The 14,310-nt window shown below is 67.7% G+C and carries 8 protein-coding genes; 6 read left to right on the top strand and 2 right to left on the bottom strand.

Features of this window, described 5'->3' with window-relative positions:
- Positions 1–292: 292 nt before the first annotated feature.
- A complete protein-coding gene (locus ACIQ7H_RS20305; protein WP_395794977.1) occupies positions 293–790 on the top strand; it encodes a hypothetical protein in 498 nt (165 codons plus the stop codon).
- A gap of 436 nt (positions 791–1,226) precedes the next feature.
- Positions 1,227–3,548 carry an ABC transporter permease gene (locus tag ACIQ7H_RS20300; protein ID WP_395794975.1) on the top strand — a complete coding sequence of 774 codons (2,322 nt, stop codon included), beginning with the start codon at positions 1,227–1,229 and terminating at the stop codon, positions 3,546–3,548.
- Positions 3,549–4,174: 626 nt separating this feature from the next.
- Here the strand turns inward: ACIQ7H_RS20300 and ACIQ7H_RS20295 are convergent.
- The gene (locus tag ACIQ7H_RS20295) at positions 4,175–6,382 is read right to left on the bottom strand and encodes a protein kinase (protein WP_395794973.1); all 2,208 of its coding nucleotides are present in this window, start codon (positions 6,380–6,382) and stop codon (positions 4,175–4,177) included.
- A 130-nt stretch (positions 6,383–6,512) separates the two neighbouring features.
- Between ACIQ7H_RS20295 and ACIQ7H_RS20290 the strand changes: the two genes are divergently transcribed.
- The 4 genes from ACIQ7H_RS20290 (at position 6,513) to ACIQ7H_RS20275 (ending at position 13,457) form a co-directional block, all read left to right on the top strand.
- Positions 6,513–8,189: an Hsp70 family protein gene (locus tag ACIQ7H_RS20290; protein ID WP_395794971.1), complete on the top strand. Its 1,677-nt coding sequence runs from the start codon at positions 6,513–6,515 to the stop codon at positions 8,187–8,189.
- Positions 8,190–8,196: 7 nt separating this feature from the next.
- Positions 8,197–10,020 (top strand): hypothetical protein, encoded by a 1,824-nt coding sequence (locus tag ACIQ7H_RS20285; protein ID WP_395794969.1) that lies wholly within the window; start codon positions 8,197–8,199, stop codon positions 10,018–10,020.
- Positions 10,021–10,075: 55 nt separating this feature from the next.
- On the top strand, positions 10,076–12,124 hold the full coding sequence (locus ACIQ7H_RS20280; protein WP_395794967.1) for a M3 family metallopeptidase: 2,049 nt from the start codon (positions 10,076–10,078) through the stop codon (positions 12,122–12,124).
- Between the two features lie 433 nt (positions 12,125–12,557).
- Positions 12,558–13,457, top strand: coding sequence for a tetratricopeptide repeat protein (locus ACIQ7H_RS20275; RefSeq protein WP_395794965.1), 900 nt, complete (start codon positions 12,558–12,560; stop codon positions 13,455–13,457).
- 372 nt (positions 13,458–13,829) lie between these two features.
- Here the strand turns inward: ACIQ7H_RS20275 and ACIQ7H_RS20270 are convergent, their stop codons facing one another.
- Positions 13,830–14,051 carry a DUF4287 domain-containing protein gene (locus ACIQ7H_RS20270; protein ID WP_395794963.1) on the bottom strand — a complete coding sequence of 74 codons (222 nt, stop codon included), beginning with the start codon at positions 14,049–14,051 and terminating at the stop codon, positions 13,830–13,832.
- Between the last annotated feature and the right edge of the window lie 259 nt (positions 14,052–14,310).

Below are 14,310 nucleotides of genomic sequence, written 5' to 3'. Positions count from 1 at the left end.
ACGGCGGAAGATGTTTCTGGCGGGCGAACCCGCAACGGCTTTGGCATGGGAGTCTCCGAACAAAGCCGCCCTAGAATGAGAGATAACGTGCTGCGTCACTGTCTCGTGGAGTGTAGGCGCGTAGGGGGAGATCTGCTGGACGTGCATGCGCGAAGGGGATGATGGAGCTAAGTTCCAACGCTTGGCGCTCCCAAACCGGCGTCGCGAAAATTGTGTTGCAACATCCAGTACCTCGCTATAACCTCGCAACTCGATATGCACCATCACGTGTCTGGAATCGAGGATTTTGATCGTGGCTAGATTTGGTTTTTTCTTGCTGCTCCTTGTGCTGCTACTTCTTGATCCCCGGCCTGCGTTCGCAGAGGTTTGGCGGATCTCGCCAAAGCTCGACCAGTATGTCCAGCTGTTGTTCCCTGATCGAGCGAGCGGGCGTCTGTACTACCCTTTAGTACTGGTGATGCCGGATTCGAGTCGGGTAGAGCAAGTCATCCTCCCCGGAAATCGCCACATTGATGCCTTGATCGAAACTCTCAATGGCGAACGCCGCTTGGAGTCGGCAGATACCGGGATCGAAAACGGGCGCTACCATGCTGCAGTGACGACGCTGGCGGGAGATGCGCCGCTGCAGTTCCCTTTGGTTGTGTTCGTCCGCTTGGCACCGCCTCGCTCGGAATCTGACGTGCAAATACCTGCGGCGGCGTCGGGCGAGACCATGGAAGCAGCGCTTAGCGCCTGGGTTGGTGACGCGGAGAAGCGGAACCTACTCATTGTTTCTCTGCTGCCTCGCTAGGGGTGTGGGCGACTGCAGCAGAATTTTGCTCGCTTAGATATCGCGAACGCGATATTCGAGGCGCAATAGAAACGGTCTGAATTATTGGGCGTCGATTCGACTGCCTGATGTTTGGATAGTTCGCCTTTCAAAGAAGGGCGGTTTCGCAGGGGCCGGCTGCGGAAAGGCCGCGCTGTCATATTTTTTCAGAGAATCTGTTTGGGGAAAAAAATGCATAGACTGTTGTTGGGTATTGCACTTGCGGTCGTCTCCTCGGGAGCGAGCGCAAGTTGCTACAATTGGAACTCTGGTGGATACAACCACACCGTATGTTGCGACAGAAGTGGCAACAACTGTCACCACGACATGCAGTGGAACTTTGATCCATGATCTTTAGGCCCTTAGCCTAATCCGATCTATGGGATTCAATGCTCGCTACCAAAGCACAATCTCGGTAGTGGCCGCCGCGTCCGCATTTGCGGGCGCGGCGGTCTTCGTTTCGCTCTGGCTGTTTCTTGCCGAGTTGATTCCTGCCGGTGCTTCGCCTGCTGGGCCTTTGGCCTCGCTGACCGTCGATGAGCCGTCGCGGCGCTCGGGCGTACCCGCCCGCTTGGTGGAGCTGGCGCCGACCCTGCGTGGCGTCCGTGCCGCCTATGGCTCCCGGCCGGCATCGTTTTTGGCCGAGCACGAGGGCGTGCGGGTCGATCTGGTCGGGGCCTTCGTCAGCCGGGACTACTTCTCGGCGCTGGGCGTCGCCCTCAACGGCGGCGGGTTCACGTTCCAGCAGCCCTGGCAGCGCAATGTGCCGAAGGAATGCGTGCTGTCGAGCGCTGGCGCGCAGAGGCTGTTCAGCGGGGCGGATCCGCTGGGCAAACAGATCCAGGTCAATGGGCAGCCGTGTCAGGTTGTCGCGGTGGTCAATGGACGGTTTGCCGGTCTGCGTCCGCCGCGGCGCGAGGAGGTGTGGCTGTCCTGGCCATCCATGATTGGCCTCGGCATTCCGGCGATTGCGCCGGACGAGTTCCTGGAAGAAACCTTTCAGGCGCGCGAAGCCGGCCTGCTGCTCAGCGGCGAGCGGACCCTGCAGGAGGTGGAGCAGGACCTGCGCGCGCTGTACACAGAGAACATCGGCAGCACCGGGCAGCTGCGCCTGCGCGATGGTGACGGCCTCGACCCCGGTGAGCGGGAGCGGGTTGCGGCCGAGATGAATCTGCTGTTCGCCGCCTCCACCACCCTGCTGCTGGTGGTCGGCTGCCTGTTGACGGCGGCCTCGGTGTGGCGGGCCGAGCGCCAGCGTGGCGAACTCGCGACCCGGCTGGCGCTTGGCGCGACGCGCCAGCGGCTTGCGGCGGCCTCGGCCTGGCGAGCGCTCGGATTCTTCCTGTTCGCGGCGCTGGCAGGCGTGCTGATTGCGGTGCTGTGCTATCGGGCACTGCTCGGCCTGTTCGACCTGGGCCCGCTGGCGGCGGTGCTGCCCGCCTGGCCGAGCCTGCGGGCGATGGGATTCGCCGGCGCGGCGCTGCTGGCAATCGCCGTGCTCGGCGGGCTGGCCGAGGTGCGCGCGGTACTGGCCTCGACGGAGGGCGCGCTGTGGCGGCAGATCCAGGCCTCGCGGCGCACCGGCTGGGTTGAGGCGAGCGCGATCTGCACCGTGGTTGCGGTGGTCGCCTTTGCCTTGCTCTTCTCCCTCGGCATGGCGACCGAACAGCGACGCCTCGCGACGGTCGACCTTGGGTACTCGAACCTCGATGCGGTGGTGCACTCGTTCGAGCGGCCGACCACGATCACCCAGGCGCAGCTCTACCGGGCACCCGAGGTCGCGCCGGGCGCGTTCCTGGCTGATCTCGAGGCGCGGTTTGGCGCCGGCCGGGTGGCGCTTGCGAGCAGCGTGCCCTATCGGCCGATGCTGGTCAGTTGGCCGGTGGCGCCGCCGCCGAATGAGGCTGACCGTGGGCCGCTGCAGTTTCTCTTCAACACCGTTTCACCGAGCTTCTTTGCGGTGATTGGCGCGCGCTTCGTCGAAGGGGATGTTTTCGAGGCGGGCAGCGACGAGCTGGTGCTCGGTGTGGCGGCCGCGCAAAGGCTACTGGGCGCTTCGCCCTGGGTTGGCCGCAGCGTGCGCCTGCAGGACGCCATGGGCGGTACGGAACACCGGGTCAGCGGCGTGGTGGCCGATCTGCATATGAAGGGGCGCAGCGAAGATCCCGAGGCCTACATCTACCGCCCGATCACCTCACTTTCCAATGCCAACCACGTGCTCGTGCACGACGCCGCTAGCGGCGCCGAGGCCGGCCTTGTCGCCCCCCTGGCGGAGGCGCATGGGCTGCGTGCGCCCCTGCGCCCGCCGACGAGCATCGCTGCGGAACAGGCGCAGGACGAGCGCGTTTCGAGATTCAGGGCCCGGCTGGTGTTGGGCGCCTGCGCCCTGTCGGTGCTGCTGGGCGCACTTGGCCTGGCCGCGACCCTGGCCACCGCGATGAGGCGGCGGCTGCATGAGCTGGCAGTGCGCAGCGCGCTCGGGGCCTCAGCGCCGCGGCTGTTGCTGCTAGTTGGTCAGCGGCTGGCCCTGCTGCTGCCCGTGGGCATCGTTCTGGGCGGCCTTGGGTTCGTCGTCATCAGTCACACCGCGCTGGCCGGCGCCGGCGCCATCGCGCAGCTGCCCACTGTGGCGTGGCTGTGGGTCGTGCTTGCGCTGGTTCTTGTGGCTGCGGCGGCCGCAGTGCCGGTGCTGCTCCGGCTGTATCGCTTGGCCCCGGCGCGCCTGCTGGCGAGTGAGTGACGGGGCTGCGCGCGGCGAGGGGTTTGGCTAGGGCGAAGCGCGGCCGTGCAACCCGCAGCGTCAACAGCGGTGCTCGTCGCTTTCGGGGAGTCAGGCCAACACCCGAACCCTCTCCCCCGGCCCCTCTCCCTTGGGAGAGGGGAGCAAAGCGCGGACACGGTCGCTTTCGACCTGCGATGAGCCCCTCTCCCGTGGGAGAGGGGTTGGGGAGAGGGCGGGGCGAAGCACGGACGTGCAACCCGCAGCGTCAACAGCGGTGCTCGTCGCTTGCGGGGGAGTCAGGCCAACACCCGAACCCTCTCCCCCGGCCCCTCTCCCACGGGAGAGGGGAGCAAAGCGCGGACACGATCGCTTTCGACCCGCGATGAGCCCCTCTCCCACGGGAGAGGGGAGCAATGCGCGTACGCGGTCGCTTTCGACCTGCGATGAGCCCCTCTCCCGTGGGAGAGGGGTTGGGGAGAGGGCGGGGCCAAGCGCGGCCGTGCAGCCCGCAGCGTCAACAGCGGTGCTCGTCGCGGGGCAGGCATCTCAGCTGCCACGACCCGCCTGGCCGCCCCAAGGCACCGCGAGACATCGCGCCCCGGCCGCAACGTATGGCACTGGATTGTTCATGCAAGACTGCAACTTCAGTCGCTGAGCGTGGCCAGCGCCGCAGCGATGCGCGCGCGCGAACGCGCGTTTCGCGCCAGCGCTGCCGCGCCCTGCAGCCATTCGCGGGCGCGCGCTGAAGCGCCCGCGGACGCAGCGATCTCGCCGGCGACGATCAGATCACCGAAGCTTGGCGGTTCGTTCAGACGCTGCAACATCGACAGCGCGTGCTCGACCTCTTGCAGGGCAGCCACGCGTTCGCCGCGAAGCTGCATGAGCTGGGCACGCTGCAGCAGCGCCCAGGCGCGCGTCGGGTGATCGGCATCGGCGAAGCTGCCGTCGAGGTCGACCATCGCCCGCGCCATCTCCGCCTCCGCCTCATCGAGCGCCGCAGTCAACGCCAGCGCGCGCACCAGGTTCAGCCGCTGCACCGCGATGTCGCTGGCGTAGGCATTCGGGCTGCGCAGAAACACCTCGACGATCTCGCGGCGCTGCGCGACGAGTTCATCGAGGTCACCGGCCGATTCCGCCAAGGCCGCCTGTTCGCCCAGCATCAGGGCCAGCAAGGCGTCGTCGGCTGGCAGCCAGGCACGCGCGTTTGCCACCGCCTGTGCAACCTCGACCTGGTAACGCGGGTCGCTGCTGGACTTGTAATTGAGGATGCGGCTCAAGGCGATGCGCACCGCGGTCTGCGCCTGCTCCGTCGAATACGGCGGTGGCCCCAGCAGCTGCTGCGCTTGCTCCAGCAGACGCAGAGCTTCCTCGCCACGACCCTGCCGCTCGGCTGAGCGCGCTGCCTCGCGGATGAAGGCCGCGCGATCGGAATCGGGGATGTGTCCCTGGCCGTGCTCGGCCGCCGCCAGGTACATGGCATAACTGTCGGCGTAGCGGCCCGCATTGAGATAGGCCGAGCCCAGCATCTGCTCGACCTGGGTGCGGGCCCTCGGGTCCTCGCCCAGCTGCGAGCCGAGCCGATCACGCGCACGGTCGATCAGATCCACCGCCAGCAGCGGGCTGCCATCGCCACGACGGCCGGCCGCGCCCTGAAAGATCGTGGCCAGAAAGCGGAACTGCAGGGCCTGGCTGGCCTGCGCCTGCTCTGCCAGTGTCCGCGCCATCAGTGCATCCGCTCGCTCGACCTGCAGCCGCCAGACGAAGGCCAGCAGCAGCACGGCCGACAGCGCGACCAGGGCCACCTGCAGCCGATGTCGGCGCGCGAACTTGCGCAGCCGATACAGGCCGGTGTCTGCAGATGCCCGCAGCGGGCGCCCGTGTCGGTAGCGGCGCAGCTCCTCGCGCAGGGCCTCCACGGTGGGATAGCGGCGCAGCGGATCCTCGGCCGTGGCCATCGCGATCACCCCGCGCAGCTCGGCGTCCGGCGGCAGGGACGGAAATCCACTGCCTTCGCGATGGGCCGTATCGCCCTGCAGCATCTCGCCGAGCAGCACCCCCAGTCCGTACACATCGCTGGCGGTGGTGATCGGCTGACCCTGGCGCTGCTCGGGACTGGCATAGCCCGGCGTCCACACGCGGGTCGAGGTATCGCGGCGGGCGCTGTCCTGACCGAGGTCGATCAGCTTGGCCACGCCGAAATCGAGCAGCTTGGGTCGGCCATCGTTGCGCACCAGCACATTGCCGGGCTTCAGATCACGGTGGATCACCAGCCGCTGGTGCGCGTGCTCGACCGCTTCGGCGATGTGGTCGAACAGCTCCAGCCGTGCGTGCAGATCCGGCCGGTAGCGCGCGACATGCGCGACCAGGGGCAGGCCGTCGACATACTCCATCGCCACCCAGGGCTGGCCGTCCGCGGTCTCACCGCCGTCGAGCAGACGGGCGATGCCGGGGTGATCGAGCTGGGCCAGGATCTGCCGCTCCTGGCGCAGCCGGCGGCGGCCGTCCTGGGTCGGAAACCCGCGGATCAGCTTGATCGCCGCCTGCTGCTGGAACTGCCCGTCGGCGCGCTCGGCCAACAGCACCGTGCCCATGCCGCCGGCACCGAGCTCGCGCAGGATCCGCCACGGCCCCAGCCGCGCGCCCGGTGCGCGCTGCACCTGCAGGGCTTCGCCCAGGCCTTCGAGCACCGCCTGCAGCGGATCGTCCGGCTCGGTGTCGGCGGCGAGCAGGCGTTCGACCTCGGCGCGCAGGGCTTCAGGCAGTGCTGCGAGCGCCCCGGCCCGGTCTGCAATGGGCAGTTGGACGATGCGATCGAAGGCTTCGGAAAGCGCGCTGAAGGGAGTGTCGGACATGATCGGGTGCGGGCCGGGCCGGCGAGGAGTCTAGCCGGTGAGCGGCAGTACGGCCGCACGTCCGCACCCCGCGCCCCACCCGCCCGCAGCTGCGTAAGATGCGCGCACTTTTTGAACACCTGACCTGATCATGCAACTTGGAATTGACCTTGGCACCACCAACAGCTTGGCCGCCCTGTTTCGCGAAGGCGCGGTCGAGCTCGTACCCAACAGCCTCGGCGATCGGCTGACGCCGTCTGCGGTCAGCATCGATGCGGGCGGACATGTGCTGGTCGGCTTGGCCGCGCGCGAGCGTCTTGCTACGGCGCCGAACGACACCGCGGTGGGCTTCAAGCGCTGGATGGGCAGCGATCACAAGCTGCGCCTGCGCGGTCGCGACTACCGGCCCGAGGAGCTGTCCGCCCTGGTGCTGCGCGCGCTGAAGCAGGACGCCGAAGCACTTGCCGGTCAGCGCTTCGATTCCGCGGTGATCACCGTGCCGGCCTACTTCAACCAGGCCCAGCGCCGCGCCACCCAGGCCGCCGCCGAACTGGCCGGGCTGAAGGCGACGCGCCTGCTCAACGAACCCACCGCTGCCGGCCTCGCCTACGGTCTGCAGGAGCGCCCCGAGCACAGCACCTTCCTGGTGTTCGACCTCGGCGGTGGCACTTTCGACGTGTCGGTGCTCGACTACTTCGAAGGCGTGGTGCAGGTGCGCGCCAGCGCCGGCGACACCCGTCTCGGCGGTGAGGACTTCGGTCACGCCCTGCAGCGACTGCTGGTATCCAAGTGCGAGCCGAAGCAGCGCGCCGCCGCCGAGGCGATGGCGCGCACGGGCGCACTTTGGCAGGTCGCAGAACAAGCCAAGCGCGATCTCAGCGATCAGGCGCGCACCGCCATCCGCATGGTGGTCGACGGCCACGAGCTGCACTGCGAGATCAGTCGCGATGAGTTCGAGCAGGCCAGCGCCGAGCTGCTGGCGCGGCTGCGTCGCCCGATCGAGCGCGCGCTGGGCGATGCACGCCTGCGGCCGGATCAGCTCGATGAAGTGGTGCTGGTTGGCGGCGCCAGCCGCATGCCGCTGGTGCGACAGGCCGTCGCGCGGCTGTTCCAGCGCCTGCCGCTGCGCAGCATCAACCCGGATGAAACCATCGCCCGCGGCGCCGCCATCCAGGCCGGCCTGCTGGCGCGCGATGCCGCGCTCGAAGAAGTGGTGCTGACCGATGTGATGCCGTTCTCGTTGGGCGTGATCATTGACGGCGACCGCTTCTCGCCGCTGATTGAGCGCAATACGCCGGTGCCGGTGTCGCGGGTCGGCCGCTACACCACCGTGCAGCACCGCCAGACCGTGGTGAACTTCGATATCTGTCAGGGCGAGTCGCCGGTCGGCAGCGAGAATCTGAAGCTCGGCGGCGTCAGCATGGAGGTGCCGGCCCTGCCCGCCGGCCAGGCGCAGATCGATGTGCGCTTCTCCTACGATGCCAGCGGCCTGCTGGTGGTGGACACGCATGAGCTGGAGAGCGGACGTCAGCGTCAGATCGTTCTGCAGCAGCAGGCAGGCGCGATCGACCCGGCCGAGCAGGCGCGCATCCTGAAGGCGCTGGACGCGCTCAAGGTGCACCCGCGCGAGCAGCAGGAAAACCGCTACCTGATCGAGCGCGCCAAGCGGGTGTATGAGGATCGTCTCGGCCCCGAGCGCCAGCAGGTGCAGGAGTGGCTGCACCAGTTCCAGCAGATCCTCGATCGCCAAGACGCGGACGAAATCGGTGAGGCCCGCGTGCGCTTCACCGAGCTGCTCGACAGCGTCGACCGCGGCTTCCGCCTGTGAGTCGCGGATGAGCCCTTGGCAGGTGCTCGGCATCGAGCCGTCCGAAGACACCCGCGCGATCAAGCAGGCCTATGCGCGCGCGCTCAAACAGACCCGCCCGGATGCCGACCCCGAGGGCTACCAACGTCTGCGCGAGTGCTATGAATGGGCGCTGGGCTGGGTGGAGTGGAAGCGCGAGCATCCGGAACAATCGGCGGATGCGGAAGCGTATTCAGATGCGGATACGCGTGTCGACGCAGACGAGCCCGACGCCGACGCGGTCGCGCTGGAAGCACGCCCACCTGATTCCGCCAATGCCGTCGCCGTTGATGATGGCGAGCACACGCCGTCCCGCCGCTCGCCGGTGGATCGCGCTGATGCGCAGGTGCACGCGGCTCGCGCATCCGAGTCGCACGAGCCGCGCCCACCCGACTCGATCGCCGAGACCGACCACGACACCGACACCGTGAGTGAAGCCACGCCTGCCGACACAGTCCAGGACACGCCAATCGCGATCGTCGATCCTGAGTCCCTGCTGTCCTCCGTGCGGGAGTACTGGCAGCGCGATGGCGATGTGGCCCTGGTCGAGGCACTGCCCAAGCTGCTGGGCCTGCTGCGTGAAGTGCCGCTCAGCCTTCAGGCGGAAGCCAGCTGCCGGTTTGCCGCGTGGGCGACGCAGGAGCCCCTGCCCTTCGAGGCCGTCGCAGCGCTGCAGGAACACTTCGACTGGGGGCGCGATTTCCGCGCCGACCGTGTGCTTGGCGATGAGCTTGCCGCGGCTTTGCGCAAGCGCCTGGTCGAACTCGATCTCGACTGCGCGCGAACGCCGCGCCAGCGCGCGCAGCGCACGCTTCTCAAAGACTTCCAGTTCAAGCTGCGCCGCGGCGAGTTCTGGCAGGCGCGCTGGCGGCTGCTGAGCGAGCGAGGTGCCCGAGCGGCGCAGTTGGTCGCCGACCTGACCGAGTCGATGTGGCGACGGCCGCCCGCTTCGTACTTTCAGCAGGAGATGAAGCGGGTCGCCGAGAATGCGGAGCTGTGGTTGGCCGCCGGCTTCGCCTGCGTGCTCGCCGCCATCGCCGTGCTGGTCGATGCCCGCGTGACCGTGTCTGCGGCGATCGCGCTGGCGATCGGATTGGTGATTTCGGCAGGCACCTGCGTGATCTTCGGTGTGTTGTTCACCAAATGGATGGACGCCATCGCCCGCCTGCTGCAGTCGCTCGCGGGTTCCGGCGCTCGCATCGGCTATCCGCGTCTGCTGGCGGCGCTGACGATCTGCGCCGCGTCGGCCTACTGGGGCGACGCAGTGCCGATGCCCTGGCTGCTGCTGGTGGCCAGTCTGTTCGCGTTCCAGCTTCTCTGGCTGCAGGAATGCCGCTGGCGAATGCTGCTGCTGCCGATCACCGCGCAGTTTGCCTTTACCCTCCACCCCATGCTTCCGGCGGACTGGCCGACACTGTCGAGCTGGTGGATCGCGCTCAGCTGGGTGCTGGTTTCGCATTTCCAGCTGTCCAGGACCGGTGTGCCGCCGGTCTACCGCGAACCCAGGGTTCTGCTGCCACGCAAGGCGGGCGACGTGGTTTTCTATCTCATCGGGTTCAAGGCGGTGCTGGCGATTCTGGCGCTGGGCTATGTGGTTCTGCTGCCGACGACTTCAATCGTGCAGGGCCTTCGCGAGGGCGCGCTGAGAGTTGCGGGCTGGGCCGGATTCACCATCCTGCTGCTTGTGATCGCGCGTTCGCAGCCGCTGATCTGTGCGGCGATCACGCTGATGTCGCCGCTACTGTTCTTCGCGCTCAGCCGATCGACTCAAGCCATCGCCGGCAAGCTGTATCGTCCGCCCGCGGCCGGCTAGGCCCCATCCACATCCGCGCTTGTGCAGGCCACTCCGGAGCCCCACCTTTGCCGTCATGAATACTCCAGCCCACAACCCGCTTCTGGCCGACCACGGCCTGCCCGATTTCCCCCTCATCACTCCTGCACACGTGCTGCCCGCCGTCGAGGCGCGCATCGCCGAGTTCGAGAACTGCGTCGAGCGCGTCTTGAGCGCAGCCGAGGCGCCGAGCTTCGAGTCGCTGATGGCGCCGCTGGAGCGTGCTCAGGCCGCGCTTGACCACAGCTTTGCGCCGGTCGGGCATCTGCACGGAGTGGCCGATTCGGCCGAGCTGCGCGAGGTGTATGCCGAGGCCGAGGCACGGATCACCGATTTCTCGGCGGCGCTGGGCCAGCACCGCGGCCTGTTCGAGGCCGTGCGCAGCCTGCGCCAGTCCGGCGGCTTTGACAGCCTGCCGCAGGCCGAGCGCGCCCTGGTCGAGGACAGCCTGCGCGACTTCGAGCTGTCGGGCGTGGCGCTGGAAGAACCCGCGCGCTCGCGCTTCAAGGCGATCCAGAGCGAGCTGTCGCGGCTGTCGACTGCTTTCGAAGAAGCCGTGCTGGACACCACCGATGCCTGGTTCAAGCCGCTGACCGCGGCCGAACTGGCCGGCCTGCCGGACTCGGCCATCGCGATGCTGAAGGCGATGGGCGCCGAGCGCGAGGTCGATGGCCCGATCGCCACGCTCAAGGGCCCGGCCGTGCAGGCGGTGCTGAACTTCGCCGATGACCGCGCCCTGCGCGAAGCGGTCTACACCGCCTACCAGACCCGCGCCTCCGACCAGGGCCCGCACGATCCCGCGCACGACAACAGCGGCCGCATCGGCGAGATCCTCGCCCTGCGCCACGAGGCCGCGCAGCTGCTCGGCTTCGCCAGCAGCGCGCACGTATCGCTGGCCGACAAGATGGCGGCCGAACCCGAGCGCGTGCTGGGCTTTCTGCACGCGCTGGCGGCCAAGGCCAAGCCCGTTGCAGAACGTGAGTTCACCGAACTTGCCGCCTTCGCCCGCGCCGAACTCGGCATCGAGGAGCTGCAGCCCTGGGATGTCGGCTACGCCGCCGAGAAGCTGCGCCAGCAGCGGTTCGACTACAGCGATGAGGACCTGAAGCCCTACTTCCCGGTCGATCGCGTGCTCGACGGCATGTTCGCCCTGGCCGGTGAACTCTACGGGCTGAAGTTCGCCGCCCGAACGGACGTACCGCTGTGGCATGCGGACGCGCGCTACTTCGATGTACTGGATGCCGACGGGAAGGTACGCGCCGGTTTCTACGTCGATCTGTACGCGCGTTCCGGCAAGCGCGGCGGCGCCTGGATGGACGTCTGCCGCGGCCGCATCGATGCCTTGGAGCCCCCGCAGATCCCGGTCGCCTTCCTGGTCTGCAATGTGCCGCCGCCCACGCCCGAGCTGCCGGCACTGCTCACCCACGACGATGTGCTGACCCTGCTGCACGAGTTCGGCCACGGCCTGCACCACATGCTGACCGAGGTGCGCTGGCCGGGCATCGGCGGCATCAGCGGGGTGGAATGGGATGCGGTCGAACTGCCGAGCCAATTCATGGAGAACTTCGGCTGGACCCGCGCCGGCATTGACCTGCTCGGCGGCCACTACACCAGCGGCGACAAGCTGCCGCAGCTGCTGTTCGACAAAATGCTCGCCGCGCGGCATTTCCATGCCGGCCTGTTCCTGGTCCGCCAGCTCGAGTTCGCGCTGTTCGATTTCCGCCTGCACCTTGAGTTCGACCCCGCCCGCGGCGCGCGCGCGCTCGAAACTCTGGAAGCGGTGCGCGATCAGGTCGCGGTGATCCGCCCACCGGCCTGGCAGCGCATGCCGAACACCTTCACCCACGTCTTCGCCGGTGGCTACGCGGCCGGCTACTACAGCTATCTGTGGGCCGAGGTGCTGTCGGCCGATGCCTTCGACGCCTTCGCCGCCGCCGGCGTGATGGATGCAGCGACCGGCCTCCGCTTCCGCCAGCAAGTCCTCGCAGTCGGCGGATCCCGCCCCGCGCTGGAAAGCTTCATCGCCTTCCGCGGCCGCGAGCCGGAACCGGATGCACTGCTGCGGAGCTATGGGTTGGTGGCTTGAGTTCGCGACGGGATTCGGGATTCGGGATCCGGGATCCGGGATTCGAAGCCGGCGGGGTGAGGCGGATTGGACGATCCCTACCGGCCTGGCATCGCTCGGCTCGCGATCCCGCCATCAATCACGGACCTGATGGGCGCCAGCCGCCGCCAGCTCGACGCGGTTCTCCCCTCTCCCCTCGTGGGAGAGGGGCCGGGGGAGAGGGGGAACACACTTGCGGCGTGTCGTGGCCCCCCCTCCCCAACCCCTCTCCCACAAGGGGAGAGGGGCTCGATTCGGCACACCGATCAACGACGCTGAGCCCCGACGCCCGACGCCCGACGCGCATCAACGTCCCGAATCGCGGCTCCAAGATGACTTCACTCACCCGCCGAACTCATCCCCCGTTTAGCTTCGCCCCGTCAGTCTCTGCGCTCCCTCCATCGGAGTCGCCCGCATGTCGTTTCGCGTCCGCACCACCCTGTCCCGCGCGCTGTTGATCGCCCTGCTGAGCTCCACCGGCGGCACCGCGCTGGCGCAGACGCCACCGCTGCCGGCGGCCGCGATTGAAGTGCGACAGGTGATGAGCGGCGGCGACCTCGATCGCGCGATCGAACTGGCCGAAGCCTGGGCCGGGCGCGAACCGCAGAACTCGCAGGCCTTTCTGTGGCTGGGCCGTGTCTACGGCCGCCAAGCGCTGGAGGCCAGCATGTTCACCAAGCTCAGCTGGGCCGGCAAATGTCGCGAGGCCTGGGAGAATGCGGTGAAGCTCGACGGCAGCAACATCGATGCGCACTTCGATCTGCTGAGCTACTACCTGCAGGCGCCCGGCATCGCCGGCGGCGGTCGCGACAAGGCGGAGGCCGCGCTTGCCGCGATCGATGCCCAACACGCCTCCTACGGTGAACTGGCGCGCGGTCAGATCGCCGCCTCCGACAAAGACCTCGTCGCCGCACAACGCCACTTCGAAGCCGCAGTCGCCGCCGACACCAGCTCGATCCGCGCCCGCACCGCCCTGGCCAACCTGCACCTGCGCGAGCAGCGCAACAGCGACGCACGCGGCGTCTGGCAACAGGTGCTGCAGGCCGACCCGGACAACGTGTATGCGATCTACCAGTTGGGCCGCCTGGCCGCGCTGACCGGCGAAGAACTCGAACAGGGCCTGGGCCAGCTCGACCAGTTCCTCGCAGTCACCGACAAGCCCAGCGACCTCAGCGTTGAAGGCGCCCACTGGCGCCGCGGCCAGATCCTCGCCAAGCTCGGCCGCAAAGACGAAGCCCGCGCCGCCCTGCAGCTCGCCAGCGCCGGCGACAAGCAGGTGGCGGAGCTGGCGAAGGCGGATCTGCAGAAACTCTGACGCATCGCACGCCCGGTGCCCGGCGTCTAGGTTGGGCCAAGCGCAGCGCGGCCCAACATCGCCACCTGCACGCGCGCGACGACGTTGGGGGTCCCGATGTTGGGCTTCGCTACGCTCAGCACCCACCTACAAACCACATGCGCCGCCCAGACGTTCGACGCAAGAACTTAACCCAGCCCCGCGCGCGAACGTCGGCGCTCCTGTAGGTTGGCGCGGAGCCGAAGGCGATGCCCAACATCGCCACCTGCACCCTCGCCACAAGAACGGCTATAGCGGTGTTGGGCTTCGCCGCACTCTGCACCCACCTTCGGAACGCGTTCCGCTCCGACAGACCATCTCAAGAACCGAGACGCCGCATTCCGCTCACAACTGTCAGGTGCTCTTCGCCGCAAGCACGTGCGCAACAATCGCGTTGGCATGGCCATGCCCGAGCCCATGCTCGGTCTTCAGCCACGCCACGATCTCCATGTGCTTCATGCCCTGAACATTACCCACCAGGTCCAGCCAATGGCTGATCGGGTAGCCGTACTTCTTCTCGATCGACGGAAAATACGAGGCCGGGCCTTGGGGCTTGTCTACGCGGGGGTTGGGCATGGGGCTTTCCGGGCTGCAGGTAGAGCAGTTCAGGGGCGCTCGGCTGGCCCACTACGCTCCGGCGGGGTGTTGCGCTTCAAGGCCGAAACCGCCGCCAGCGATGGTCATTTTCGATTCCCGATTTCACGACGCCACCCTACGCGCCTACACTCCACGAGACAGTGACGCAGCACGTTATCTCTCATTCTAGGGCGGCTTTGTTCGGAGACTCCCATGCCAAAGCCGTTGCGGGTTCGCCCGCCAGAAACATCTTCCGCCG

Origin of the sequence: Aquimonas sp., assembly GCF_044377145.1 — a bacterium.
In the GTDB taxonomy this organism is placed as follows: Bacteria; Pseudomonadota; Gammaproteobacteria; order Xanthomonadales; family Xanthomonadaceae; genus Aquimonas.
This window is presented reverse-complemented; position numbering and strand designations above follow the sequence as displayed.

Excerpts from the sequence above, each read along its gene's own strand:
- ACIQ7H_RS20270 (WP_395794963.1), bottom strand. The coding sequence starts at position 14,051 with ATGCCCAACCCCCGCGTAGACAAGCCCCAAGGCCCGGCCTCGTATTTT.
- ACIQ7H_RS20295 (WP_395794973.1), bottom strand. The coding sequence starts at position 6,382 with ATGTCCGACACTCCCTTCAGCGCGCTTTCCGAAGCCTTCGATCGCATC.
- ACIQ7H_RS20280 (WP_395794967.1), top strand. The coding sequence starts at position 10,076 with ATGAATACTCCAGCCCACAACCCGCTTCTGGCCGACCACGGCCTGCCC.
- ACIQ7H_RS20285 (WP_395794969.1), top strand. The coding sequence starts at position 8,197 with ATGAGCCCTTGGCAGGTGCTCGGCATCGAGCCGTCCGAAGACACCCGC.
- ACIQ7H_RS20275 (WP_395794965.1), top strand. The coding sequence starts at position 12,558 with ATGTCGTTTCGCGTCCGCACCACCCTGTCCCGCGCGCTGTTGATCGCC.
- ACIQ7H_RS20290 (WP_395794971.1), top strand. The coding sequence starts at position 6,513 with ATGCAACTTGGAATTGACCTTGGCACCACCAACAGCTTGGCCGCCCTG.